This window comes from Microbacterium sorbitolivorans (assembly GCF_003327285.1).
Taxonomy (GTDB): Bacteria; Actinomycetota; Actinomycetes; order Actinomycetales; family Microbacteriaceae; genus Microbacterium; species Microbacterium sorbitolivorans.
Genome location: NZ_KZ848473.1, coordinates 173,943 through 197,775, shown reverse-complemented (window position 1 = coordinate 197,775; position 23,833 = coordinate 173,943). Strand labels below are relative to the sequence as shown.

Genomic DNA, 23,833 nt, shown 5'->3' with positions numbered 1-23,833 from the left:
TTGGACCCCTGACATCCGACTCCGGAACCGCCCAAATCGGCGGTCAGAACAGCCCGTCCTCCAGGAGGTCGTAGGCGTGTTGGAGATCTTCCGGGTAGGTCGACTCGAACGACACCCACTCCCCCGTCGCCGGGTGCTCGAACGCGAGCCGGTGGGCGTGCAGCCACTGCCGGTTCAGGCCGAGCCGCTCCGCGAGCGTCGGGTCGGATCCGTAGAGCGGGTCGCCGACGAGCGGGTGGCGGTGCGCGGCCATGTGCACCCGGATCTGGTGGGTGCGGCCGGTCTCGAGGTGCACCTCGACGAGCGTCGCGCGCGGGAAGGCCTCGACGGTGTCGTAGTGGGTGATCGAGTCCTTGCCGTCGGGCGTGACGGCGAACTTCCACGAGTGGTTCGTGTGGCGCCCGATGGGCGCGTCGATCGTGCCCGAGAACGGATCCGGGTGCCCCTGCACGATCGCGTGGTAGATCTTCTCGACCGTGCGGTCCTTGAAGGCCCGCTTCATCACGGTGTAGGCGTGCTCGCTCTTCGCCACGACCATGAGGCCGCTCGTGCCAACGTCGAGTCGGTGCACGATGCCCTGGCGCTCCGCGGCGCCCGACGTCGAAATCTCGACACCGGCGGCGAGGAGCGCGCCGGGAACCGTCGGGCCGTCCCAGCCCATCGACGGGTGGGCGGCGACGCCTGCGGGCTTGTCGACGACAACGATGTGGTCGTCCTCGTGGACGATCCGGAGGCCCGGCACCTCTACCGCGACGACCTGCGGATCCGCCTTCGGGGTCCATTCGACGTCGAGCCAGGCGCCCGCGGGCACGCGATCGGACTTCGCGGCCTCGCGGCCGTCGATCCGCACGCCGCCAGCGGCGACGACCTCGGCCGCAAAGGTGCGCGAGAAGCCGAGCATCTTGGCGAGGGCCGCGTCGACGCGGGATCCCTCGAGGCCGTCGGGAACGGGAATGCGTCGCGACTCACTCATCGACGCTCTCCTCGACCTCGGCCTTCTTCGCGCCGCGCGTTCCGTCGAAGTTGATGCCGATGAGGACCAGTACGGCCACGGAGATCATGCCGCAGACGATGAACATGTCGGCGACGTTGTAGATCGCGGGCGTGGTCCAGAACCACATCCACGGCGTCAGGATGAAGTCGACGACGTGACCGACGGCGAAGCCCGGCTCGCGGACGAGGCGGTCGGTGAGGTTACCGAGAACGCCACCCAGCACGAGGCCGAGCACGATCGCCCAGGCGCGCGAGCGGATCCGTGTGATGCCGAGATAGACGATCACGAGGGCGACGAGGCCCAGGATGATCGTGAAGACCCAGGTGACGCCCTCGCCCATGGAGAAGGCCGCGCCCGGGTTAAAAACCAGGTGCCACTGCAGCAGCTCGCCCACGACGTTCACCGTCGTGCGCTCCTCCAGGTGTTGCAGGGCGAAAAACTTGCTCAACTGGTCGGCGGCCAACACCAGGATCGCGAGAATCGCGATCGTGATGCCGGCCGCCGGCGCAGAGTAGGGTCGATGTCCCGTCACGGAAAGTGAACTCAGAGACCGACCGTCGAGGCGGGCTGACTGCCGGACTCGGGTGCGTTGAGGTCGGCGAGCTTCTGCTCGAAGTAGCCGCGCAGCTGCTGACGGTAGTCGCGCTCGAACTGGCGGAGCTCGGTGATGCGACCCTCGAGGCTCTTGCGCTCGGTGTCGAGCTTCTGCGAGATCTCGCGCTGCTTGGCCTCGGCGGCCGCGACGATACCGGAGGCCTTGGCCTCGGCGTCGTCGACGAGCTTCTTCGCGGTGGCCTGGCCCTCGGCGACGTGCTCGTCGTGCAGGCGCTCGGCGCGCGCGATGATGCCGGCAGCGTTCGACGCCGTTGCCGAGACACCGGCTTCCGCGGCGGGAGCGGGCGTCTCGACGGGAGCGGGAGCCGCCTCGGGGGCGGGCGTCGGAGCCGGGGCCTGAGCCGCCGCGGGGGCGCCGCCCTCGAGCTCGGCGATACGCGCCTTGAGCTGCTCGTTCTCCTCGATCGTCTTACGCCACTCGACGACGATCTCGTCCAGGAAGTCGTCAACCTCGTCGGGGTCGAAGCCCTCCTTAAAGCGGACGTGCTGGAACTGCTTGGTAACGACGTCTTCCGGCGTCAGTGCCATGGTGTGGCCCCCTCTTTCGATGGTGAACTCATGATACTTCAGAACAAGATAGCGATTGCTCGGAGGATTGACAGCGCGATGAAACAGCAGATCATCGTGAGCGGAAAAGCCAGATCAATCGCGATCGGTCCGAGCCGAATCGGCTGGAGATGGCGGCGGAGATACTTCAGGGGAGGATCGGTGATCGTGTAGACGAATTCACAGATGACAAGCATCGCGCCCTGGGGCCGCCACTCGCGATTAAACATCGGAATGAAATCGAGGACTACGCGAGCGAACAGCACCAACACGTACAACGAGAGCAGCACGTGCAGAACAGCTGCGACGAATCCAATGACAGCCACAAGACCTCAGCCTACGCGAAAGGGCCCGGCGAGACCGAAACGGCACACCGGGCCCGACGAGCGCATACGACTCAGCCGGCGAACGAGGCGTCGTCTGCGGGCGCGATGCCGCCGTCGCCGGTCACGGCGATGTTCTCGGGCGTGAGCAGGAAGACCTTGCTCGTGACACGCTCGATGCGGCCGTAGAGGCCCATCACGAGGCCGCTCGCGAAGTCGATCAGGCGGCGGGCGTCTGCGTCGGACATCTGCGAGACGTTGATGATCACGGGCAGGCCGTCACGGTACTGCTCGGCGATCGTCTGGGCGTCGCGATACTGCTTGGGGTGAACCGTCACGATCTCGTTGACGGCGTCGGTTGCGGGCTGACGCACGACGGCCGGACGACGAAGCGGCGTCACGGGAGCAGTCTTTTCTTCATCGTGAGTCTCCTCGCGGCGCGGCTCGCGGTGCGGCGCGGTGTTCTGGACGGGGGCCGTCTCGAACTCCTCTTCGACGAATTCTTCTTCGTCTGCAAGGCCGAGATAGACCATCGTCTTCTTCAGCGGGTTGGCCATAGCGTCCTCCGGGTGTAATGGCTCGTCTTGTGTGAAGGCTAAACCTGTGGTGGCCTCGGACCGGTTATTGCGCTTCCGATTCGCAGGTGTGTCGCGCCGTGCGCAATCGCCTCCGCAAAGTCGTGCGACATGCCCGCCGAGATCCAGGTGGCATCGGGGGAAATGGCGCGGACCCGCTCGGCGTATCCGGCGAGCCGCTCGAAGGCGGGCACCGCCGGTTCGTCGAGGGGCGCGACCGCCATGACGCCGCGCAATCGCAGCGACTCTGCGCTCTCCACCCGCTCGGCGAGGGCCTCGATCGCGTCGGGGGCGACGCCGCCCCGCGCGGGGTCGTCGGTGAGGTTGATCTGCACGAGCACGTCGAGCGGATCCTCCCCCGGCACCTCGAGCGCCGTGACCAGCTTGTCGCGGTCGAGCGAGTGCACCGCGTCGGCCGCGGCGCGGACGCCCTTGGCCTTTTTCGACTGCAGCTGGCCGATGAAGTTCCACCGGAGGCCATCGAGGTCAGCGAGCTCTTTGCGCTTCGCGATGAGCTCCTGGCCGCGATTCTCGCCGATGTCGCGGACGCCGAGCGCGTAGAGCTCGCGGACGAGCGATGCGGGGTGGAACTTCGTGACAACGATCCGCGTGATCCCAGCCTCGTCACGGCCGACGGCGCGCGCGGCAGCCGCGATGCGCTCGTCGACCGTGGCGAGACGGGATGCGAGGGTCATTACTTCAGGAACTCCGGGATGTCGATGCCGTCCTCGTCGTCATCGAATCCGCTCGACTCGTTGAGCGCGGGGGCGCTCGTCGTCTGGGGCGCCGAGATCTGCGCGGGCAGCTCGGGGGCCTTCTCCGGCGCGGTGTCGCCCGGGAGCGACGGACGGGCGACGGGCTCGCTGCGCACCGGGAACGAGGGAACCTCGACGCGAGGCTGCGGCTCGCCGCCATCGAAGCCCGCGGCGACGACCGTCACGCGCACCTCGTCGCCGAGGGTGTCGTCGATGACGGTACCGAAGATGATGTTGGCCTCGGGGTGAGCGGCCTCCTGCACGAGGCGGGCCGCGTCGTTGATCTCGAAGATACCGAGGTTGGATCCACCCTGGATCGACAGGAGCACGCCGTGCGCGCCCTCGATCGATGCCTCGAGCAGCGGCGACTCGACGGCAAGCTCTGCCGCCTTGATCGCGCGGTCCGCACCGCGAGCGGATCCGATACCCATGAGGGCGCTACCGGCGCCCTGCATGACGCTCTTGACGTCGGCGAAGTCGAGGTTGATGAGACCCGGCGTCGTGATGAGGTCGGTGATGCCCTGCACACCGGCGAGGAGCACCTGGTCGGCGGTCGCGAAGGCCTCGACCATCGAGATGCCGCGGTCGCTGATCTCGAGCAGGCGGTCGTTCGGGACGACGATGAGGGTGTCGACCTCTTCCTTGAGCACGGCGACGCCCTGCTCGGCCTGCTGCTGGCGGCGGCGGCCCTCGAACGAGAAGGGCTTCGTGACGACACCGATCGTCAGCGCGCCGATCGACTTGGCGATGCGTGCGACGACCGGCGCGCCACCGGTACCGGTGCCACCACCCTCACCCGCGGTAACGAAGACCATGTCGGCGCCGGCGAGGGCCTGCTCGATCTCCTCCTGGTGGTCTTCCGCGGCGCGGCGACCGACCTCGGGGTCGGCACCGGCGCCGAGCCCACGGGTGAGGTCGCGCCCCACGTCGAGCTTGACGTCGGCCTCGCTCATGAGCAGCGCCTGCGCGTCGGTATTAATGGCGATGAACTCGACGCCACGCAGCCCGAGCTCGATCATGCGGTTGACGGCGTTGACGCCGCCGCCACCGACACCGACCACCTTGATGACGGCGAGGTAGTTCTGGTTCTGGCTCATGCTGCCTCCATAGACGGAACCTGGGCTGTACCGGGAATGTCAACCTTCAAGTTCTACAAGAGGGTTAAAGTATTCACCGGCATATAATTTGCTCGTACTGACGCTACGGGTCGCCGGCCCCAAGATGGCCGTGACTCGCCGGGGCGTGTCAGAAGAAATCTCGTGTCGTCACTCGGTCACGACCAACACGCCCGACGACGACACGTCGTAGCTCGATACCGTGTCGGGCGGGGTCGCGGTAAAGGCCGCGGTGAGAACCCTGACCTTCTCGGCCGTGTCGCCGGGGCTCCCCCAGATGACGGTCACGCCGTCGCCATCGGTGAGCTCGAAGGTCACGTCCTCGCGGCTCGTCGCGTGGATCCGCGTGATGCGGCTGCGGAGATTCTCCGGCAGCGCGCGAAGCACCTGGCCGACGGCCGCGAACGCGTCGGACGTCAGCCCCGCGTCGACCTCCGCGAGCGGCAGCCCCTCCGGCTGCGCCTCGCTCGTCGCGAGCGCGACGCCGGCGGCATCGACCGTCGTGAACCCCGCGTCGGTCGCGACAACCGCGACGGGCGTGCGCTCGACGATCGACACCACGAGGGTGTGCGGCGGCCGCGACTGCACCGTGTACGTCTCGATCTCCGGGAACGAAGTGAGCTTCGCTCGGATCTCGTCGCGGTCGATGAGCGGCAGCGCGCGCCCCGTCTGCTCGGAGAGGGCCTCCTGCACCCGGGCCGGATCGAGCGTCGAGACGCCCTGCACCTCGATCGTCTCAACCGCGAAGAGCGGGCTGTACGCGGCGCCGATCGTGCCGATCGCGAGCAGCACGATCGCGCCGATGGATCCGAGCCAGAGCGCGCGGCGCCGGCGCGACCGCTCGGTGAAGCGGCGCACCTCGGCGCGCTCGGCGCGCTTCTGCCTGCGGCGTGCGCGCCACTCCGATAGCGGCTTCGCCTCGCCGGCGGCGTCCGGCGGGGCGTCGCCCCGCTCATCGGGGTCGTCGCCGAAGCCCTCGTCGTTCTCGGGCCACTCGCCCGGATCCGTCCCCCGCGGCTTCCGCCGCCCGAAGGGCAGCAGCGGCGCGCGGCGCGCCCTTTCGGGCTCGCCGGTGCCGGCCTCGTCCGTCGCCGGATCCTCGATCGGATCCGGGCGGCGGGAGGGCTGCGGCGGGAGCGGTCCGGGGCGCTTCATGGCTTACTCCGGCTGCAGGGCGTCGAGCACCTGGGGGATGATCTGGTAGACGTTGCCGCAGCCGAGCGTGACGATGAAGTCGCCCTCGTTCGCGACCTCGGCGGCGCGCTCGGCGGCCGCCTGCCAGTCCGGAACGTACGAGACGTGCGCGGGATCCGCGAAGCCCTTCTCGACGAGCTCGCCCGTCACGCCGGGGATCGGATCCTCGCGGGCGCCGTAGACGTCGAGCACGACCGAGTGGTCGGCGTACTCCTCGAGCACCTGCGCGAACTCGCCCGCCATGAGCTTCGTGCGCGAGTAGGTGTGCGGCTGGTGCAGGGCGATGATGTGCCCCTCCCCCACGACCGTGCGGGCGGCGGCGAGTGCCGCGGCGACCTCGGTCGGGTGGTGCGCATAGTCGTCGTAGACGCTGACGCCGCGGCGCACGCCGTGCAGCTCGAAGCGGCGCACGGTGCCGCCGAAGCTCGCGACGGCGTGGGTCGCCGCGACGAAGTCGTGGCCGAGGCTCACGAGCACCGCGACGGCGCCGGCCGCGTTGATGCGGTTGTGCTGACCGGGAACGGCGAGCTCGAGCGGCGCGCGCTCGTCGCCGCGCACGAGCCACGCGGATCCGTTGTCGTCGACGAGGCGCACGTCAGCGTCCTCGGCGAGGCCGAAGGTGACGACGTTGTCGTGGGTCAGGCGCGCCGCGACGCGCTGCGCGCCGGGGTCGTCGGACGAGATCACGACGGCCTCGCGGGCCGCGTCGGAGAAGGTCACGAAGGCGTCGTCGAACGCCTCGTGCGAGCCGTAGTGGTCGAGGTGATCGGCGTCGACGTTGGTGATGAGCGCGATCGACGTCTCGTAGATGAGGAACGTGCCGTCGGACTCGTCGGCCTCGACCACGAACAGGTCGTCGCGGCCCGCGCGGCTCGAGACGCCGTACTGCTGGATGACGCCGCCGTTGACGAAGCTCGGGTCGGCGCCCAGCTCGGCGAGGGCCGACACGATCATGCCCGTCGAGGTCGTCTTGCCGTGCGCGCCCGCGACCGACACGAGGCGGCGCGAGTTGATGAGGTACTTGAGCGCCTGCGATCGGTGCAGCACCGACAGCCCGCGCTCCTTTGCCACGAGGAACTCGGGGTTCTCGGGCCAGATCGCGCCGGTGTAGACGACGGTGTCGAGGCCCTCGACGGCGTCGAGGTTCGCGGCGTCGTGCCCGATGAATACCTGCGCGCCGAGCTCGGCGAGGTCGCGGGTGTTCTGGCTCTCGGCCCGGTCGGATCCGGAGACGGGGATGCCCGCGTTCAGGAACATGCGCGCAAGACCCGAGATGCCGGATCCGCCGATGCCGATGAAGTGCACGGCGCGGATCTCGTCGGGGATCGGAACGGTGAGGTCGGGGGCGATCATCGGCGGTTCTCCTTGAGGGCGCAGTCGAGGTGCGCCATAACGTTTTCGGTGCCGCGGCGCGTTCCGACGCCGTCGGCCGCCGCGGCCATCTTGTCGATGGCGGCGCGGTCGCCGAGCAGCGGGACGAGCGAGTGCGTCACGTAGCCGCGCGTGAAGTCGGCGTCGTCGACGATGTGGGCGGCGCCCGCGTTCACGGCCGAGGCGGCGTTGAAGCGCTGCTCGCCGTTTCCGACGGGGTACGGGATGTAGATCGCGGGGATCCCGAGCGCCGAGACCTCCGAGACGGTGGAGGCGCCCGAGCGCGCGACGATCATGTCGGCGAGGGCGAAGGCGAGGTCCATGCGGTTGAGGTACGGCACGGTGACGTAGCTCGGGTCGCTCGACTCGGGCGTCTCGTTCTTCTCGCCCGTGGCGTGCAGGATCTGCCAGCCCGCCGCAACGATGTCCTGCCACGACTCGGCGAGCGTGCCGTTGATGCGGCGCGCGCCGAGGGATCCGCCGAAGACGAGCAGCACGGGACGGTGCGGATCCAGCCCGAAGTGCCGGGCGGCCTCCTCGCGGGAGCCGGCGCGGTCGAGGTTCACGATCTCGGGGCGCAGCGGCATGCCGACGAACTCGCCGCCCCGCAGCGGCGTGCCCTCGAATGCGACGCCGACGGCCGCGGCCGAGCGCGCGCCGAGGACGTTTGCCATGCCGGGGCGGGCGTTGGCCTCGTGGACGACCGAGGGGATCCGCTCCTTCTTCGCCGCCGAGTAGGCGGGCGCGGAGGCGTAACCGCCGACGCCGAGCACGACGTCGACGCCGCGGTCGCGGATGTAGCGGCGCACCGTCTTCACCGCGGCGGCGTAGCGCGCCGGGAAGCGGAGGGCCGCGCCGTTCAGGCGGCGCGGGAACGGGACCTTCGGCACGATGAGCAGCTCGTAGCCCCGCTCGGGGACGAGGCGCGACTCGAGGCCCTCGGCGGTGCCCAGAATCAGCACCGTGTCTTCCGGGTTCCTCGCGCGCAGGCCATCGGCCACGGCGAGCATGGGGTTCACGTGCCCGGCGGTGCCCCCGCCGGCAAGAAGGTACGTCGTCACCGAACGATCCTACTTCGAGGGCGCCTGGGCCCGGCGTCCGGCGCGCTCGGTCTCAGGCAGCGTTCGGGTCAGAGCCAGCAAGACGCCGGTCACGATGAGCACGGCGATGAGCGACGAGCCACCCGACGACATGAACGGCAGCGGCACGCCGAGCGTCGGGAACAGGCGCAGCACGACGCCGATGTTGATGAGCGCCTGGCCGAGGATCCAGACCCCGATTCCGCCGGCGAGCGTGCGGACAAACATCGAGTCGGTGCGGCGCAGGATCAGGACGATGCCGACGCCCAGCAGGACGAAGAGCGCGAGGAGCACGATGCAGCCGACGAGGCCCAGCTCCTCCCCCACGATCGCGAAGATGTAGTCGTCGGCCGCGGCGGGCAGCCAGTTGTACTTCTCGTGCGAGTTACCGAGCCCGCGGCCGAAGATGCCGCCGCCCGCGAGGCCCCACAGGCCGTGGTACGGCTGGTAGCACTGGCCCGCGGGGTCGCAATTGGGGTCGAAGACCGCGAGAAGGCGGCTCATGCGGTTCTGGCTCGTGACGACGAAGACCGTCACGACGGCCGCGCCCGCAAGCACGATCGGCGCGAGGAAGCGCATCTTCACGCCCGCGAAGTACATGGTGCCGAAGGTGATGACCACCATGACCAGCACGGTTCCGAGGTCTTCACCCGCGAGCACCGTCGCCATCGCGAGGCCCGCGGCGGGAAGCGCCGGGATCGCGAAGTGCCAGAACTTGTCGATCAGCGCGCGCTTGCGGAACAGGATGTACGCGAGCCACAGCACGAGGCCGGCCTTCAGAAACTCCGAGGGCTGGATCGACAGGCCGCCGATGTAGAACCAGTTGCGGTTACCGCCCTGGGCGTCGCCCAGCGGCGTGAACACGATCAGCTGCAGCCCGACGCCGAGGATGAGGGCGGGCCATGCGAGCCGCTGCAGCCAGCGCACCGAGAACAGGCTCATGACGAGCATGAGCGGAATGCCGACGGCGGCGTAGACCAGGTGGGTGATGCCGCCGCTGTACGGGGTTCCCGAGTTCTTCAGCGACTCGACCGTGGTGGCCGAGAACGCCATCACGACGCCGAACGCCGTGAGCAAGAACGCCGCGGATCCGATGAGCAGGAACTCGAGCGACGGCGGCTTCGCGAGCCGGCCGAGGCCGATCCGCACCGAGAGCGAGCGGGAACTAGCCGTTGTCGGGGCCTTCGTCGTCATCGACGCTCTCCTCCCGCTCGGCCGTGACCTGACCCCGCTGACCATACTCGACGCCCTCAAGCGCCCGATGGATCGACGCGGGTTCTACGCCCATCGACCGCGACAGCGCCGCGGCCGCCAGCACGTCGAGCACGAGCTCGGGCGCGAGCAGGCCGCGCGAGGCGAGGTGCTCGAGGGTCGTCAGCTCGGCGGCGGAGGTGCGCCGGTTCTCGACGAACGCGCGATCCGCGAGGATCCCGTCGACGATGCCGAGGTCGCTCGGGCCGGGCACGCCGAGGTCGATGCCGACGGCGCGGGCGCCCTCGGTCACGTCGGCGTCCTCGACCATGCGCATGGTCGCGGCGTCGTGCTTGTTGTAGACGCAGGCGATGCGGGTGTGGCGGTAGACGACGGCCTTCGCGTCGCGGTACTGCGCCTCGCTCTCGTGCCAGTCGAGCTGCACCTCGCCGAGGTTCAGGCACACGCTCGCGAGCGGGCGCGGCGCGCCCTCCTCGCGCGCGAGGCCGAGGTACCAGAGTTGCGCGCTCGAGAGCTCGACGACGAACGCGTCGAAGCCGGCGGGGTCGCGCACGGCGTCGAGAACCGGAACGCCGTTCGCCCCGCACGGGGCGGCGCGCAGGCCACCCTCGACGAGCATCAGCGAGGCGAGCTCGACGGTCGTCGTCTTCCCGGCGGTGCCGGTGACGAGGATCCATTCGGCGGGCGTGCCGTCTTCGCGCACGACCTTGTCGCGGACGCGCCACGCGAGCTCGACGTCGCCCCACAGCGGGGTGGCCGACTCGATCGCCCAGCGCACCGCGGGGTGCGACGGCGCAAAGCCCGGCGAGGCCACGATGACGTCGGGGGCGAAGCCCTCGACCGTCGGCGCGACCTTCTCGCGGTCGGTCTCGATCAGCTGCGCGCCGATGACCGGCAGCAGGCGGGCGTATTCGTCGGGCGCGTGTTCCGTGACGACGAGCACCTGCGCGCCGAGCTCGGTGAGGGTGTCGGCGGCAGAGAAGCCGGCGGCGCCCAGGCCCAGGACCGCGACCTTGAGCCCCTTCCAGTCGGCGTGCCAGCTGGTGAGCGAGGAGAGCCGCGAGGTCATACCCGAGAGAGCCATTCGATATAGAGCGCGCCGATGCCGGTGATCGCGAACAGCGCCGCGATGATCCAGAACCTCACCACGATGGTCGATTCCTGCCACCCGCGAAGCTCGAAGTGGTGGTGGATCGGGCTCATGAGGAACAGGCGCTTGCCGCCCGTGAGCTTGAAGTAGAGGCGCTGCAGGATCACGGATCCGCTCGACATCACGAAGAGGCCGGCGATCAGGACGCCGAGGAGTTCGGTGCGGGTGAGGATCGCCATCGCGACGATCACGCCACCGATCGACATCGATCCGACGTCGCCCATGAAGATCTTCGCCTTCGGGGCGTTCCACCACAGGAAGCCGACGAGCGAGCCGACGAACGCCGCCGACACGATCGCGAGGTCGAGCGGATCCCTCACCGAATAGCAGGCGGTGATGTTATCGGGCGACGTTCCGGCGCCCGCGCAGGCCTGGTTGAACTGCCAGAAGGCGATGAGGCTGTAGGCGCCGACGACGAAGATTCCAGCTCCCGCGGCGAGGCCATCGAGGCCGTCGGTGAGGTTCACCGAGTTGCTGAAGCCCGTTCCGAGCAGCGAGATCCAGAGCAGGTAGAGGAACCAGCCGATGATCGGCACGGTCGTGATCAGCGTCGCGAAGCTCAGAACGTCGATGTCTCGGATGAACGAGATGTACGGCGAGCCCGGCGTGATGTCGCCCTTCGGGAAGTTGAGCGCGACGATGCCGAACGGCACCATCACGAGGATCTGGCCGACGATCTTCTTCCAGCCGGAGAGGCCCGCGTAGTGCTGCATCTTGACCTTCATATAGTCGTCGATGAAGCCCACGGTGCCGAAGCCGAGCATGGTCCAGATAACGAGCCAGCCCGAGAGCGTCGGCGGGTTTCCGCCCGCGTATGTGCCCGCGACATAGCCCACGACGGTGCCGACGATGAAGATGACGCCGCCCATGGTCAGGGTGCCGCGCTTCGTCTCGTGCTTCGGGGCGTTGAAGCCCTCGCCGTCGGTACGGATGACCTGTCCCCAGCCCCACGCACGGAACATGCGGAAGAAGACGGGGGTCAGCAAAAGGGTGAACGCGAGCGAGATCGCTCCGGCGGCCAACAGTGATCTCACGAGAACAATTCTCCCAGACGGTCGCCGAGGAACCTGAGTCCCGCCGCATTCGAACTCTTCACGAGCACGCGATCGCCGTCGCGCAGCTCGTCTTTCAGGTAGTCGTACGCCTCGTCGGCGGTCTCGAAGAACACGGCCTCGTCGCTCCAGCTGCCCTCGGCGATCGCCGAGAGGAAGAGGGCCCTGGCCTCGCGACCGACCACGACGATGCGCGGGATCCGCAGGCGCACCGCGAGAAGTCCGATCTTGTTGTGTTCCTCAACGTCGTGCTCGCCGAGCTCGCTCATCGCGCCGAGGACGGCGACCATGCGCTCGCCCTCGCCCGTGATCTGGGCGAGCGTGCGGAGGGCCGCCTGCATCGCGTCGGGGCTCGCGTTGTACGCGTCGTTGATGATGCGCACGCTCTCGGATCCCATGACCTGCATGCGCCAGCGCTCGGCGAGATCGATCGTCTCGAGCCGCGCGATCGCGTCCGACGGGTCCACCCCGAGGGCGATCGCGGCGGTCAGCGCCGCCATCGCGTTCTTGACGTGATGCGCGCCGAGCACCCGGAGGTGCAGGGGGAACTGCGCGCCGTCGACGTCGAGGGTCGAGTCGGTGCCGCTCGCGGAGACGGCGATCGAGGTCGCCCGCACGGCGGCGTCCGCGGACTCGCCGAACAAGCGCACGCCCAGGCCGCGCTCGCGGGCGGTGTCCGCCATCGCCGCGACGCGGTGGTCGTCGGCGTTCAGCACGGCGACGCCGCCGGGCCGCACCTGCTCGATGAGCTCGCGCTTCGCGCGCGCGGTGTGCTCGATGCCGCCGAATCCGCCGGCGTGCGAGAGGCCCACCATCAGGACGACGCCCACGTCGGGCGTGACGAGGCCGGCCAGGCGCGCGATCTGGCCCGGCGCGTCGGCGCCGAGCTCGCAGATGAGGAACTTCGTCGACTCGCGCACGCGCAGCATCGTGAGCGGGGCGCCCACGGCGTTGTTGTACGACGCGACCGGCGCGACCGTCTCGCCCTCGTCTTCGAGGATCCGGCGCAGCATGTTCTTCGTCGTGGTCTTGCCGTTGGATCCGGTGATCCCGATCACGCGCAGCTCGCCGCGCGAGCGCACGCGCGCGACGACCTCGCGGGCGAGCTCGGCGATCGCGACGACGACGTCCGCCACGACGATCTGCGAGATGGCGACGTCGACCTCGCGCTCGACGAGCGCGAGCGCGGCGCCCGCTTCGAGGGCCGTGCCCACGAAGTTGTGCCCGTCGGTGACCTCTCCGGGCTTTGCGACGAAGACGTCGCCCGGCGCGATCTTGCGAGAGTCGGTGTCGACGTATCCGTCGACGAGCGTGTCGGGGGTATCGTCCCCCGCGAGAACGACGCGACCGCTTGTGGCGGCGGCGATCTCGGCGAGTGAAAGTGCGATCATGGGGATCCTTCGCGCGAGGTTTCGCGCGTCATTCGGCAAACTTAGGAAGGGGTTCGTACGGTTCGGTCGACGGTGGCACGCGGTAGTACTGCAACACGTGAGTCATGGCTTTCTGGAACGCGGGTGCGTTCGCGGCCGACGACGTTTCTCTGCGCGGCTGGTCGAGGCTGACCATCACGACGTATTGGGGATCTTCAACGGGTGCGACACCGATCATACTGGTGAAGTACACGCCCGACTTGTATCCGCCCTGTCCGTTGGCGACCTGAGCGGTACCGGTCTTGATGCCGATGCGGTAGCCGGGAATCGCGATCGCGTCGGCGTTCGTGCCCTGCGTGGCGACGTTCTCGAGCAGGTCGAGCACGTCCTCCGCCGTCGACTCCTTGATGATCTGCTCGTCGTCCGGCAGGTCGGGCGTCGTGACCTCGCCGTCGGAGCTCGTGCAGCTCTCGACGATGTGGAGCGGCTTCTTGACGCCGCCGTTCGCGATCGCCTGGTAAGCGCCGACGACCTGCTGCATCGTGACCGCGAGGCCCTGGCCGAAGCTCGTCGCGTAGTGGGTCTGGTTGTCCCACTCGTCGACGGGGTGGATCACGCCGCTCGGCTCGTAGGTGTAGCCGATCGAGCTGCCCTCGCCGACGCCGAACTTCTTCAGGTAGTCGTAGCGGGTCTGGTCGGGCACGAGCTCGCCGAGCTTCGACAGCGCGACGTTCGACGAGTCGATGAGCGCGCCCGCGACGGTGTAGTTGTACACGGGGTGGTTGAACGAGTCGCCGACGACGGCGCCGTTCGGGAACACTTCGTGGCTCGACGCCTGCACCTCGGTCAGCGGCGTCACCGCGCCGACGTCGAGGAGGGTCGCGGCCGTGATCGCCTTGAAGGTCGAGCCCGGCTCGAACTGGCGGCGTAGGACGAGCGCGCCGCGGTCTTCCGGATCCGATGCCGCGGGGTCGTTGGGGTCGAGCGTCGGATAGTCGACGGCCGCCTTGACCTCGCCGGTCTTGACGTCGACGACCATGATCGAGCCGGCCTCGGCCTTCTGGGTCTCGACCTCTTCCTTCAGCATCTGCAGCAGGTACCAGCTGAGGTCGCTGTCGATCGTGAGCTGGAGGGTGCCGCCGTCGTGCGGGGCGGGGTCTTCCTTCGTCGTGCCGGGGATCTTCACGCCGCCGTCACCCGAGCGCTGATAGGTCAGCTTGCCGTCGGTCGACTCGAGGCAGGCGTTCTCGATCTGCTCGTAGCCCTCCTGCGGCTCCTCCTCGGCGTTGAGGAAGCCCACGAGGTTGCCGCCCACGGCGCCGTTCGGGTAGGTGCGGGTCTTCTCGCTCGACAGCGCCAGCATGGGCGCGTCGAGGTCGACGAGCGCGCGGTACTGCTCGGTCGAGAGCCCCTTCTTCAGCACCGCATAGCGGCTGTCGGGGTTCGCCTCGAGGGCGTCGGATGCCACCTTCTCGACGTCGGCACCCGACATGTCGATGATCGCGCCGATGCGCTCGGCGAGCCGGCCCCACGACTCGACATACTTGTTACCCGCGTCGTCGATCCGCTCGACCTCCTCGACGAGCGCCGGGTCGAGCGCGGCGTCGTACGCGACCGAGCTGACCGCGAGCGTCGTGCCCTCGCTGTCGACGATCGAGCCGCGGATGCCCGGCAGCACGGCCGATCCGGTGAAGTTGCCGTGCTTCTCGGCATCGGCGCGCAGCGAGTCGGCGCTCACCACCTGGATGTCGAAGAGCCGGACCACGAATACCGCGATGATCGCGAGCACAATGACGGCGGCGATGCCGCTGCGTCGTCTCGCCGTGCGCGCCTCAGCCTTGCTCATTCGCATCCTTCTCGGGGATCGTCAGTGGGTGTTCGGGGCGGGAAGCCCGCCCTCGAGCACCGGGGCCTCGGTAACAGTCTCCGGCACATCCTGCTGCGGCGTGACATCCGCGATCGTCATATCTTCGTCGGTCACGAGCGGAGTCTGCGCGATGAGCGCGTTGGCCGCCGCGTTGCCGTTTTGCACGTTGACCGTCGACGTGTCGCCCGCGGGGGCACCGGATCCGAGGATCGCGGAGTCGCTCAGCCGCAGGTAGCTCGGCGTCGAGTCGATCACCATGCCGAGCGCCGACGCGTTCGCCGCGAGGTACTGCGGCGACGAGAGGCCCGCGAGGTCCTCCGTCAGCTCCTGCTGGTCGAGCGTCAGCTGGCGCTGCTGCTGCTCGACGGCGGCGAGGTCGTAGCTCGACTGCGCCGTAAGAATCGTCATGCCGAGCTGGGCGAGCGCGATCAGCACCGCGCCGGCGATCGCCACGAGCGCGTAGGTCAGCCGCGGCTTGCGGCGGCGCGACGGAAGTGCCTCGAGCTGGGGGCCCTGGCGGCGAACCGGCTGGTCGAAGGGCAGCAGCTGTGCGTGTGCGGTGCTCATGCGCTTTCCCGGATCCTTTCGATCGCCCGCAGGCGCACCGGCTTCGCGCGCGGGTTGCGCGCGGCCTCCTCGTCGGAGGCGAGCTCGGTGCCCTTAACGAGCAGTCGGAACTTCGGCTGGTGTTCGGGGAGCTCGACCGGCAACCCCGCGGGGGCCGTCGAGCGGGTCGCCTCGGTGAAGAGGCGCTTGATGAATCGGTCTTCGAGCGACTGGTAGCTGAGAACGACGAGACGCCCGCCGAGGCTCAGCGATTCGAGCGCCGCGGGGATCGCCCGCTCGAGGGCGGCCAGTTCGCCGTTGACCTCGATGCGGAGCGCCTGGAAGACGCGCTTGGCGGGGTGGCCGGCGTTGCGCAGCGCGGCCGGGGTGGCCTTCTGCAGCACGTCGACGAGCTCGCCCGAGCGCGTGATCGGCGAGCGCGAGCGCTCGTCGATGATGGCGCGGGCGTAGCGGCCCGCGAGCTTCTCCTCGCCGTAGCGTTCGAAGATGCGGCGCAGGTCGCCCTCGCCGTAGGTGCCGATCACGTCGGCCGCCGTGATGCCGGTCGTCTGATCCATGCGCATGTCGAGCGGCGCGTCCTGCGCGTAGGCGAAGCCTCGATCGGCCTCGTCGAGCTGCAGCGACGAGACACCGAGGTCGTAGAGGATGCCGTCGGCGCGCGTGCCGCCGAGCGCCTCGAGGATGCCGTCGTACACCGTGTGCACGAGGCGGATGCGGTCGGCGAACGGCGCGAGCCGCTCCCCCGCGATGCGCAGGGCGTCGGTGTCACGGTCGAGGCCGACGAGGTTGACGCCGGCGAAGCGGGTGAGAACGGCCTCGGAGTGGCCGCCCATGCCGAGCGTGCCGTCGACGTACGTCGCGCCGGGCCGCTCGAGGGCGGGCGCGAGGAGCTCGAGGCAGCGCTCGAGCATGACGGGGGTGTGGATGTCTCGGGGGTCCATGTCACTTCCGGGTGTTCGATGTCGGAGGCCCTGATCCCCATCCGCGCGACCTGTCTCCGGGGAAGTGGAGACAGGGTCACGGCTGGGAGTCACGACCTCCGCGCTAGAAGAGGCCCGGAATCACCTCCTCCTGCATCTCGGCGAATGCGTCTTCGTTGCCGGCGAGGTATGCGTCCCATGCCTCGGCCGACCAGATCTCGGCGTGTGCGCCGACGCCCGTCACCACGAGTTCCTTCCCCAGGCCCGCGTACTGACGCAGGTGGGCGGGGATGGTGACGCGGTTCTGACCGTCGGGGGCCTCGGCGCTCGCGCCCGAGAGGAACAGGCGCATGAAGTCGCGCGCCTGCTTGTTGCTGAGCGGTGCCTGGCGGATCTTCTCGTGGACCTGTTCGAACTCGGCCGTCGAGAAGACGTAAAGGCATCGCTCCTGCCCGCGGGTGATCACAACGCCTCCCGCGAGCTCCTCACGGAACTTCGCGGGCAGGATGACGCGGCCTTTGTCGTCGAGCTTCGGAGTATGTGTTCCAAGAAGCATCGGCCCGTCACCCCCTTTGCGATGGCCCTCTGCGAGGTGGGCCCCACATTACTCCACTTTCCCCCACTTTCGAGGAATAAATCTGAGGATCCGCGCGATATCACACTTTTGAGCACGGTAATCACGCGGAATTCGCCCGGTGGAGCGGAGTGGAGGGAAAGTGGCGGTTCGCGGAGAAAACGCGGCGTGTCGCCGCCCAAACGCAAAAAAGCGCCGCTCCCGAAGGAGCGGCGCTTAAGCGTTGTGGGGGCGGATCAGCCCTGCTGCCGGCGATCCCACCGGTCGTTCATCTTGTCCATGAACGACGAGTCGTTGCCGCGCGGGGCGCGGCTGGAGGACTGCTGCTCGACCGGGGCCGAGCCCTTCCCCGGGGCGAAGGCGGCGATCACGCCGAACACCATGGCGGCGAAGCCGAGGACGCCGACGATCACGGCGACGACGGCGGTTGCCGACCACAGCGCGATTCCGGCGAGGACCGCCCCGAGGCCGACGAGCACGAGCAACGCGCCCACCAGAAGATTGCGGTAGCTCAGCGTGCGGGGAGCGCCCGCGTGAACGACATCGGCGTCGTTATGCATGAGATGACGTTCCATCTCATCAAGAAGGCGCTGCTCCTGCTCGGAGAGTGGCATGGTGTAACCCCCTCGGGTATCAAGGTCGGCTTTTATCTTATCGCCGTTTCGCCAGCCTAGGCTAGGTGTGTGTCGACCCTTCAGGACATCATCACAGACATCTCCGAGCGGCTAGAGAAGTTCCTTCAGGATCGCCGCGACGAGGTAGCCCGAGACGCGGCCCTCGACGCCTCGGATCCCGTCGTCGAGCTGATGCTCGAGCACGCCGCCGCGACGCTCGCAGGCGGCAAGCGCCTGCGCGCGCGGTTCGCCTTCTGGGGCTGGCGCGCGGCGGGCGCCGCGTCGTCGCCCGAGAGCGTGATCGCGCTCGGCGCCGCCCTCGAGATCTTCCAGGCCGCGGCCCTCGTGCACGACGACATCGTCGACAACTCCGACACCCGCCGCGGCGCCCCCTCCGCGTGGCGCGCCCTCGAGGCCGCGCACCGCGAGCGCGGCTGGTCCGGATCCGCGGAGGAGTTCGGCCGCACCGGCGGGATCCTGCTCGGCGACCTGCTGCTCGGCTGGAGTGACGACCTCTTCGAGGAGGCGCTCGAGGCGCTCTCCCCCGGGGCCGCCCGATCGGCGCGCGCGCAGTACGCGCGGATGCGCCGCGACGTGACGCTCGGCCAGTTCCTCGACGTTGCCGGCGAGGCCGCCTGGCCCGCGACCCCCGACGAGCTCCACGCCGACCGCGCGCAGCGCGTCGCCGTGCTGAAGTCGGCCCGGTACAGCGTGCAGCAGCCGCTGCTCCTCGGCGCCCGCATCGCGGGCGCGGGCGCCGGCGTGCTCGACTCGCTCGCCGCGATCGGGCACCCGCTGGGGCTGGCGTTCCAGCTCCGCGACGACGTGCTCGGCGCGTTCGGGAATCCGGAGCTCACCGGCAAGCCCGCGGGCGACGACCTCGTCGAGGGCAAGCGCACGCTGCTCATCGCGTACGCGCGCGAGGAACTGGATCCGGCGGAGCGCGCCGCGCTCGACGCGCGCCTCGGCGGCGCCCTCTCGGACGACGAGATCGCGCGGATGCAGGAGCTCCTCCGCGGAACGGGCGCCCTCGACCGAGTCGAGAACGAGATCGCGGCCTACGCCCAGCAGGCCCGCGACGCGATCTCGGCGGCGGGCTTCGACGAGGCCACCGTCGCCGAGCTGCAGGAACTCGTGACCGCGACTACCGTGCGGGTGTTCTAAGGTTCTAACCCGCCCGGGTGCGTCGAGCGCAAGGCGGAGGAGGGAGGCGGGCCGGGTGCCCGCTGACCGACGAGGCGCCGCGATCTGCGTGCCCGGGGGCGGTTAGAGGAGGGCGGCGGCGACGCGGCGGACTTCGGATTTACGCCCGGCGAGCAGCGACTGGATCGGCGGGTGGCCAAGCTCGGGCTCGTCGGTGTAGAGCCAGGTGAGGATCTCTTCGTCGTCGAAGCCGGCGTCGCCGAGCAGGATGATGGTGCCGCGCAGCGAGGCGAGCGGACGGTCGCCGTCGATGAAGTCGGCGGGGACGACGCGGATCCCGTCGCGGCGCACCGCGAGGAGCGCGCGCTCGTCGAGGAGGCGGCTGACGCGCCCGAGGGATTCGCCGAGGCGCTCGGCGACGTCGGGAATGTTGAGCCACTCAATCGTTTCGTTCATCACCCGTCGATCCTCTCACGCCGAGCCTGGACGGCGGTGGGGGCGTTCGCGCTTTGCCCGGAGCGTCCTCACGGTTCGCAGGGCGTGGTTTCCGTAGACTGATCCGGTGTCTTCTCGTCCTGCCACCGACCCCCTCGTGGGGCGCTTGATCGATGGCAGATATCGCGTGCGCTCGCGGATCGCGCGCGGCGGGATGGCGACGGTGTACCTGGCGACGGATCTGAGGCTCGAGCGCCGCGTCGCGATCAAGGTGATGCACCACCACCTGAGCGACGACGATCGCTTCCAGGCGCGCTTTATTCAGGAGGCCCGCGCGGCGGCCCGCCTGAGCGATCCGCACGTCGTGAGCGTGTTCGATCAGGGGCAGGACGACGACGTCGCCTACCTCGTGATGGAGCACCTGCCCGGCGTGACGCTGCGCGATCTCATCAACGAGACGGGCCGGCTGTCGATCGAGCACACGATCACCGTCATGCACGCGGTTCTCGCCGGCCTGGCGTCGGCGCACGAGGCGGGATATATCCACCGCGACGTGAAGCCCGAGAACGTGCTGATCGCCGAGGACGGCCGGATCAAGATCGGCGACTTCGGCCTCGCGCGCGCGACGAGCGCGAACACGGCGACGGGTCAGCAGCTGCTCGGCACGATCGCCTACCTCGCCCCCGAGCTGATGAAGCCGGGGACCGCCGACGCGCGCGCCGATATCTACGCCATCGGCATCATGCTCTACGAGATGCTGACGGGCGAGCAGCCGTATCGCGGCGATCAGCCGATGCAGATCGCGTATCAGCACGCCACCGAGAGAGTTCCGCGCCCGAGCATCAAGAACCCGGCGGTGCCGGAGCAGTTCGACGAGCTCGTGTTGTGGTCGACCGAGAAGGAGCCCGACGAGCGGCCCGCCGACGCGGGCGTCATGCTCGAGCGGCTCCGCGAGATCGAATCTCAGCTCGGGATCCAGCCGCTCGTGCCCCAGGGGCGCGCGCGGACGACGGCCGAGCTCGACGACGCGCCGGACGACAGCGAGACCGCCCTCCTCCCGCCCTCGATGGACACAGGCCGCATCACGAGCGTGCTCCCCGGCGCCGTGACGACCGACGAGAGCGACACCTCCGCGACCTCGGACGGCAACGCCGAACGCCTGCGCGTGAAGACGCGCCGCCGCCGTATGCGCGGCTGGTGGGCGGCGGTCATGGCGATCGTGCTCGCGGTCGCGGCGGGCGGCACGGGCTGGTGGTTCGGATCCGGCCCCGGCTCGATGGTCGCCGTGCCCGTCATCGCGACGACGACGCCCTACGCCGACGTCGCGGTGCAGCTGCGCGACCTCGAGCTGGTGCCGGCGCACGAGACGGAGAACAGCCTGACGGTCGCGGAGGGGCGGATCCTGTCGGTCTCCCCCGAGCCCGGCACGCGCGTCTACCCCGGCGACACCGTCACCGTGACGACGTCGCTCGGTCCCGCCGAGGTGACGATCGGCAGCCTCCGCGGCATGTCGCACGCGCAGGTGGAGCAGTACGCGAAGGACGCCGTTCTCACGCTCACCGACGACGCGCCGCAGAACTACGACTCCCGTGATGCCGGCACCGTCATCGGCGCGCGCGTGTCGAAGGAGGCCGGCGGCGACGGCTACGGGTGCCTCGACGGCTGCAACGCCTACCAGGGCTACTCGCTGACGCTCACGACCTCCGCGGGCCCCGTCCCCGACATCGCCGGTTTCTCGGCAGACGAGGCGCGCTCGCGCCTGACCGACGCCGGCCTCGAGGTCGCCGAGACGAACACGCTCGAGTACAGCGACACCGTCGCGGCGGGCGTCGCCATTCGATACGACGTCGCGGATCCGGACGCCTCGCTGCACCCCGGCGACACCGTCACCCTCGTCGAGTCGCAGGGCCCTCAGCCGATCCCGGTTCCGGAGATCGCCGAGGGCACGACGCTTCCCGACGCGATCGCGGCGATCGAGGCCGCGGGCCTCGTCGCCGAGTACGACACGGGCAAGTGGTCGGCGTTCCTCAACGCGGGCCTCGGCAACTTCGTGGTCGTGCAGTCGACCTCGCCGGGCGCCGGCGAGAGCGTGCTGCCGGGCTCTACCGTGACGCTCAACGCGAAGCTCGCGAGCCTCATCGACTAGCGGCCCGCCCGCGAACGAAACATCGCCGCCCCGGAACTCGTCCGGGGCGGCGATGTCGCGTCGGCGACGCTTAGCGCTTCTCGAGCTCCTCGGCCACGAGGAAGGCCAGCTCGAGCGACTGCATGTGGTTGAGGCGCGGGTCGCACAGCGACTCGTAGCGGGTCGCGAGGCCCGCCTCGTCGATCTCTTCGGATCCGCCGAGGCACTCGGTCACGTCGTCGCCCGTGAGCTCGACGTGGATTCCGCCCGGGTGGGTGCCGACGGCGCGGTGCGCGTCGAAGAAGCCGCGGACCTCGTCGACGACGTCATCGAAGCGACGCGTCTTGAAGCCGTTCGGCGTGGCGAAGCCGTTGCCGTGCATCGGGTCGGTGACCCACAGCGGCTGCGCGCCCGAGGCCTTGACGGCCTCGAGGAGCGGGGGCAGCGCGTCGCGGATCTTGCCGGCGCCCATGCGGGTGATGAACGTCAGGCGGCCCGGCTCGCGCTCGGGATCGAGCTTGTCGATGAGCGCGAGCGCCGTCTCCGGCGTCGTCGTCGGGCCGAGCTTCACGCCGATGGGGTTGCGGATCTTCGACACGAAGTCGATGTGCGCGCCGTCGAGCTCGCGGGTGCGCTCGCCGACCCAGATGAAGTGCGCCGAGGTGTCGTAGGCGTCGCCCGTGCGCGAGTCGATGCGCGTCAGCGGACGCTCGTAGTCCATGAGCAAGCCCTCGTGGCCCGTGAAGAAGTCGACGCGCTTCAGCGAGTCGAAGTCGGCTCCCGCCGCCTCCATGAACTTCACGGCGCGGTCGATCTCGATCGCCATCTGCTCGTACTTCTTGTTCGCGGGGTTCGCGGCGAAGCCCTTGTTCCACGCGTGCACCTCGCGCAGGTCGGCGAAGCCGCCCTGGGTGAAGGCACGGATGAGGTTCAGCGTACTGACCGACGTATGGTACGCCTGGAGCAGGCGGCGCGGGTCTGCCGTGCGCGAGCCCTCGGTGAAGTCGTAGCCGTTGACGATCTCGCCGCGGAAGGCGGGGAGCGTCACGTCGCCGCGCGTCTCGGTGTCGCTCGAGCGGGGCTTCGCGAACTGGCCCGCCATGCGGCCCATCTTCACGATCGGCATCGAGGCGCCGTACGTCAGGACGACCGCCATCTGCAGCACCGTCTTGACGCGGTTGCGGATCTTGTCGGCCGTCGCGCCCGCGAAGGTCTCGGCGCAGTCGCCGCCCTGGAGCAGGAAGGCGCGGCCGGCGGCCGCCTCGCCGAGGCGCTGACGCATCTCGTCGACCTCGCCTGCGAAGACGAGCGGCGGGAGGGCCGCGAGCTCTGCGGAAACCAGCTCGACCTCTGCCTGGTCAGGCCATGCGGGCTGCTGCTTGATGGGGAGTTCGCGCCATGCGTCGAGCGCGTCCAGGTTCTGCTCCATTCCACGATTCTATCGGGTGGACATGGCGCCCCGGACACGGCGCCTAGGAGCCCGCCTGCTGCCTGAACTTCGACGCGTATTCGTCGACGTAGGCCTGTCCACCGAGCTGCTGCAGGGCGACCATGATCTCGTCGGTGACGCTTCGCAGCACGAAGCGGTCGTCCTCGAAGCCCTCGTAACGAGAGAAGTCGAGCGGCTCGCCGATCACCATGCCGACGCGCACGAGGCGCGGGCGGCTGGATCCGATCGGCAGCATCGTGTCGGTGTCGACCATCACGACGGGGATGACGGGTACCTTCGCGACGAGCGCCATGCGCGCAAGGCCGGTGCGGCCCTTATAGAGGCGCCCGTCGGGGCTGCGCGTGCCCTCGGGGTAGATGCCGAGCAGGTCTCCCCTGCCGATTACCTGCAGGGCCGTGTTCAGCGCGGCCTCCGACGCGGATCCGCCGGAGCGGTCGATCGGGATCTGGCCGGTGCCCTTCATGAACCACTTCGTCGCCCAGCCCTTGAGGCCCTTACTCGTAAAGTACTCGGACTTCGCGAGGAATGACATGGGGCGCTCGATCATGAGCGGCAGGAAGATCGAATCCATGACCGAGAGGTGGTTGCTCGCGAGAATCGCGGCGCCCGTCTTCGGCACATTCTTCGCGCCGACGATCCACGGTCGGAAGATCGCCTTGAGCACCGGTCCGACGACCAGGTACTTGAGGATCCAATAGAACACGCCACGAGTTTAGGCCACACGCGCGGCACACGATGAAGCGACCTCACGCGGCGACCCGGTCAGGGGCTCGAACTTTGTCGAACG

General features: G+C 69.2%; 24 protein-coding genes. 2 read left to right on the top strand and 22 right to left on the bottom strand.

The genetic code is table 11. From position 1 onward, the window contains the following. Positions 1–43 precede the first annotated feature (43 nt). The 19 genes from DTO57_RS00940 to DTO57_RS00850 form a co-directional block, all read right to left on the bottom strand. Positions 44–973, bottom strand: coding sequence for an RluA family pseudouridine synthase (locus DTO57_RS00940; RefSeq protein ID WP_114116359.1), 930 nt, complete (start codon positions 971–973; stop codon positions 44–46). Next, entirely contained in the window at positions 966–1,526 is a 561-nt protein-coding gene (gene lspA, locus DTO57_RS00935) for a signal peptidase II (protein WP_229730347.1), read from the bottom strand. The genes DTO57_RS00940 and lspA overlap by 8 nt, the downstream gene beginning before the upstream one ends. An 11-nt stretch (positions 1,527–1,537) precedes the next feature. Next, positions 1,538–2,137, bottom strand: a complete 600-nt coding sequence (locus tag DTO57_RS00930; protein WP_114116358.1) for a DivIVA domain-containing protein — start codon at positions 2,135–2,137, stop codon at positions 1,538–1,540. 38 nt (positions 2,138–2,175) lie between these two features. After that, the gene (locus tag DTO57_RS00925) at positions 2,176–2,481 is read right to left on the bottom strand and encodes a YggT family protein (protein WP_114116357.1); all 306 of its coding nucleotides are present in this window, start codon (positions 2,479–2,481) and stop codon (positions 2,176–2,178) included. A 71-nt stretch (positions 2,482–2,552) separates the two neighbouring features. Continuing rightward, positions 2,553–3,035, bottom strand: a complete 483-nt coding sequence (locus DTO57_RS00920; protein ID WP_114116356.1) for a cell division protein SepF — start codon at positions 3,033–3,035, stop codon at positions 2,553–2,555. A 38-nt stretch (positions 3,036–3,073) separates the two neighbouring features. Beyond that, a complete protein-coding gene (locus DTO57_RS00915) occupies positions 3,074–3,748 on the bottom strand; it encodes a YggS family pyridoxal phosphate-dependent enzyme (RefSeq protein WP_114116355.1) in 675 nt (224 codons plus the stop codon). Continuing rightward, positions 3,748–4,905, bottom strand: a complete 1,158-nt coding sequence (ftsZ, locus tag DTO57_RS00910; RefSeq protein WP_114116354.1) for a cell division protein FtsZ — start codon at positions 4,903–4,905, stop codon at positions 3,748–3,750. Before ftsZ ends, DTO57_RS00915 begins: the two co-directional genes overlap by 1 nt. Positions 4,906–5,073: 168 nt before the next feature. Further along, complete coding sequence (locus DTO57_RS00905; RefSeq protein ID WP_114116353.1) at positions 5,074–6,078, bottom strand: cell division protein FtsQ/DivIB; 1,005 nt, start codon at positions 6,076–6,078, stop codon at positions 5,074–5,076. A gap of 3 nt (positions 6,079–6,081) precedes the next feature. Further along, complete coding sequence (gene murC, locus DTO57_RS00900; RefSeq protein WP_114116352.1) at positions 6,082–7,470, bottom strand: UDP-N-acetylmuramate--L-alanine ligase; 1,389 nt, start codon at positions 7,468–7,470, stop codon at positions 6,082–6,084. Next, a complete protein-coding gene (locus DTO57_RS00895; protein WP_114116351.1) occupies positions 7,467–8,549 on the bottom strand; it encodes a UDP-N-acetylglucosamine--N-acetylmuramyl-(pentapeptide) pyrophosphoryl-undecaprenol N-acetylglucosamine transferase in 1,083 nt (360 codons plus the stop codon). Before DTO57_RS00895 ends, murC begins: the two co-directional genes overlap by 4 nt. Positions 8,550–8,558: 9 nt before the next feature. Then, positions 8,559–9,761 carry an FtsW/RodA/SpoVE family cell cycle protein gene (locus tag DTO57_RS00890; RefSeq protein WP_114116350.1) on the bottom strand — a complete coding sequence of 401 codons (1,203 nt, stop codon included), beginning with the start codon at positions 9,759–9,761 and terminating at the stop codon, positions 8,559–8,561. Then, positions 9,733–10,848: a Mur ligase family protein gene (locus tag DTO57_RS00885; RefSeq protein WP_114116349.1), complete on the bottom strand. Its 1,116-nt coding sequence runs from the start codon at positions 10,846–10,848 to the stop codon at positions 9,733–9,735. Before DTO57_RS00885 ends, DTO57_RS00890 begins: the two co-directional genes overlap by 29 nt. Further along, positions 10,845–11,963 (bottom strand): phospho-N-acetylmuramoyl-pentapeptide-transferase, encoded by a 1,119-nt coding sequence (gene mraY, locus DTO57_RS00880; protein ID WP_114116348.1) that lies wholly within the window; start codon positions 11,961–11,963, stop codon positions 10,845–10,847. The genes DTO57_RS00885 and mraY overlap by 4 nt, the downstream gene beginning before the upstream one ends. Beyond that, entirely contained in the window at positions 11,960–13,372 is a 1,413-nt protein-coding gene (locus DTO57_RS00875) for a UDP-N-acetylmuramoyl-tripeptide--D-alanyl-D-alanine ligase (RefSeq protein ID WP_114116347.1), read from the bottom strand. The genes mraY and DTO57_RS00875 overlap by 4 nt, the downstream gene beginning before the upstream one ends. A gap of 28 nt (positions 13,373–13,400) precedes the next feature. Continuing rightward, positions 13,401–15,197, bottom strand: coding sequence for a peptidoglycan D,D-transpeptidase FtsI family protein (locus tag DTO57_RS00870; RefSeq protein WP_114116346.1), 1,797 nt, complete (start codon positions 15,195–15,197; stop codon positions 13,401–13,403). A 21-nt stretch (positions 15,198–15,218) separates the two neighbouring features. Further along, positions 15,219–15,785 (bottom strand): cell division protein FtsL, encoded by a 567-nt coding sequence (gene ftsL, locus DTO57_RS00865; protein WP_114116345.1) that lies wholly within the window; start codon positions 15,783–15,785, stop codon positions 15,219–15,221. Next, positions 15,782–16,726 carry a 16S rRNA (cytosine(1402)-N(4))-methyltransferase RsmH gene (gene rsmH / locus DTO57_RS00860; RefSeq protein ID WP_114116344.1) on the bottom strand — a complete coding sequence of 315 codons (945 nt, stop codon included), beginning with the start codon at positions 16,724–16,726 and terminating at the stop codon, positions 15,782–15,784. The genes ftsL and rsmH overlap by 4 nt, the downstream gene beginning before the upstream one ends. Positions 16,727–16,829: 103 nt before the next feature. After that, positions 16,830–17,261: a division/cell wall cluster transcriptional repressor MraZ gene (gene mraZ, locus DTO57_RS00855; protein ID WP_114116343.1), complete on the bottom strand. Its 432-nt coding sequence runs from the start codon at positions 17,259–17,261 to the stop codon at positions 16,830–16,832. Between the two features lie 254 nt (positions 17,262–17,515). Beyond that, complete coding sequence (locus tag DTO57_RS00850; RefSeq protein WP_114116342.1) at positions 17,516–17,893, bottom strand: DUF3040 domain-containing protein; 378 nt, start codon at positions 17,891–17,893, stop codon at positions 17,516–17,518. Between the two features lie 69 nt (positions 17,894–17,962). On the opposite strand from DTO57_RS00850, the gene DTO57_RS00845 reads away from it, so the two are divergent. Then, on the top strand, positions 17,963–19,057 hold the full coding sequence (locus tag DTO57_RS00845; protein ID WP_229730348.1) for a polyprenyl synthetase family protein: 1,095 nt from the start codon (positions 17,963–17,965) through the stop codon (positions 19,055–19,057). A gap of 102 nt (positions 19,058–19,159) precedes the next feature. On the opposite strand, the gene DTO57_RS00840 is transcribed toward DTO57_RS00845, so the two are convergent. After that, the gene (locus tag DTO57_RS00840) at positions 19,160–19,492 is read right to left on the bottom strand and encodes an Rv2175c family DNA-binding protein (protein ID WP_114116341.1); all 333 of its coding nucleotides are present in this window, start codon (positions 19,490–19,492) and stop codon (positions 19,160–19,162) included. Positions 19,493–19,598: 106 nt separating this feature from the next. On the opposite strand from DTO57_RS00840, the gene pknB reads away from it, so the two are divergent. Continuing rightward, positions 19,599–21,617 (top strand): Stk1 family PASTA domain-containing Ser/Thr kinase, encoded by a 2,019-nt coding sequence (gene pknB / locus DTO57_RS00835; RefSeq protein WP_114116340.1) that lies wholly within the window; start codon positions 19,599–19,601, stop codon positions 21,615–21,617. Between the two features lie 70 nt (positions 21,618–21,687). Here the strand turns inward: pknB and DTO57_RS00830 are convergent, their stop codons facing one another. After that, positions 21,688–23,025 (bottom strand): class II 3-deoxy-7-phosphoheptulonate synthase, encoded by a 1,338-nt coding sequence (locus DTO57_RS00830; RefSeq protein WP_114116339.1) that lies wholly within the window; start codon positions 23,023–23,025, stop codon positions 21,688–21,690. Positions 23,026–23,068: 43 nt separating this feature from the next. Next, on the bottom strand, positions 23,069–23,749 hold the full coding sequence (locus tag DTO57_RS00825; RefSeq protein WP_114116338.1) for a lysophospholipid acyltransferase family protein: 681 nt from the start codon (positions 23,747–23,749) through the stop codon (positions 23,069–23,071). Positions 23,750–23,833 lie beyond the last annotated feature (84 nt).

Bases quoted from the DNA above. Each gene is read 5' to 3' on its own strand.
- ftsZ (WP_114116354.1), bottom strand. From the start codon at position 4,905: ATGAGCCAGAACCAGAACTACCTCGCCGTCATCAAGGTGGTCGGTGTC.
- DTO57_RS00875 (WP_114116347.1), bottom strand. From the start codon at position 13,372: ATGATCGCACTTTCACTCGCCGAGATCGCCGCCGCCACAAGCGGTCGC.
- DTO57_RS00915 (WP_114116355.1), bottom strand. From the start codon at position 3,748: ATGACCCTCGCATCCCGTCTCGCCACGGTCGACGAGCGCATCGCGGCT.
- DTO57_RS00940 (WP_114116359.1), bottom strand. From the start codon at position 973: ATGAGTGAGTCGCGACGCATTCCCGTTCCCGACGGCCTCGAGGGATCC.
- mraZ (WP_114116343.1), bottom strand. From the start codon at position 17,261: ATGCTTCTTGGAACACATACTCCGAAGCTCGACGACAAAGGCCGCGTC.
- murC (WP_114116352.1), bottom strand. From the start codon at position 7,470: ATGATCGCCCCCGACCTCACCGTTCCGATCCCCGACGAGATCCGCGCC.
- DTO57_RS00850 (WP_114116342.1), bottom strand. From the start codon at position 17,893: ATGCCACTCTCCGAGCAGGAGCAGCGCCTTCTTGATGAGATGGAACGT.
- rsmH (WP_114116344.1), bottom strand. From the start codon at position 16,726: ATGGACCCCCGAGACATCCACACCCCCGTCATGCTCGAGCGCTGCCTC.
- DTO57_RS00905 (WP_114116353.1), bottom strand. From the start codon at position 6,078: ATGAAGCGCCCCGGACCGCTCCCGCCGCAGCCCTCCCGCCGCCCGGAT.
- DTO57_RS00930 (WP_114116358.1), bottom strand. From the start codon at position 2,137: ATGGCACTGACGCCGGAAGACGTCGTTACCAAGCAGTTCCAGCACGTC.
- DTO57_RS00840 (WP_114116341.1), bottom strand. From the start codon at position 19,492: ATGAACGAAACGATTGAGTGGCTCAACATTCCCGACGTCGCCGAGCGC.
- DTO57_RS00870 (WP_114116346.1), bottom strand. From the start codon at position 15,197: ATGAGCAAGGCTGAGGCGCGCACGGCGAGACGACGCAGCGGCATCGCC.
- DTO57_RS00830 (WP_114116339.1), bottom strand. From the start codon at position 23,025: ATGGAGCAGAACCTGGACGCGCTCGACGCATGGCGCGAACTCCCCATC.
- DTO57_RS00890 (WP_114116350.1), bottom strand. From the start codon at position 9,761: ATGACGACGAAGGCCCCGACAACGGCTAGTTCCCGCTCGCTCTCGGTG.
- ftsL (WP_114116345.1), bottom strand. From the start codon at position 15,785: ATGAGCACCGCACACGCACAGCTGCTGCCCTTCGACCAGCCGGTTCGC.
- DTO57_RS00885 (WP_114116349.1), bottom strand. From the start codon at position 10,848: ATGACCTCGCGGCTCTCCTCGCTCACCAGCTGGCACGCCGACTGGAAG.
- DTO57_RS00920 (WP_114116356.1), bottom strand. From the start codon at position 3,035: ATGGCCAACCCGCTGAAGAAGACGATGGTCTATCTCGGCCTTGCAGAC.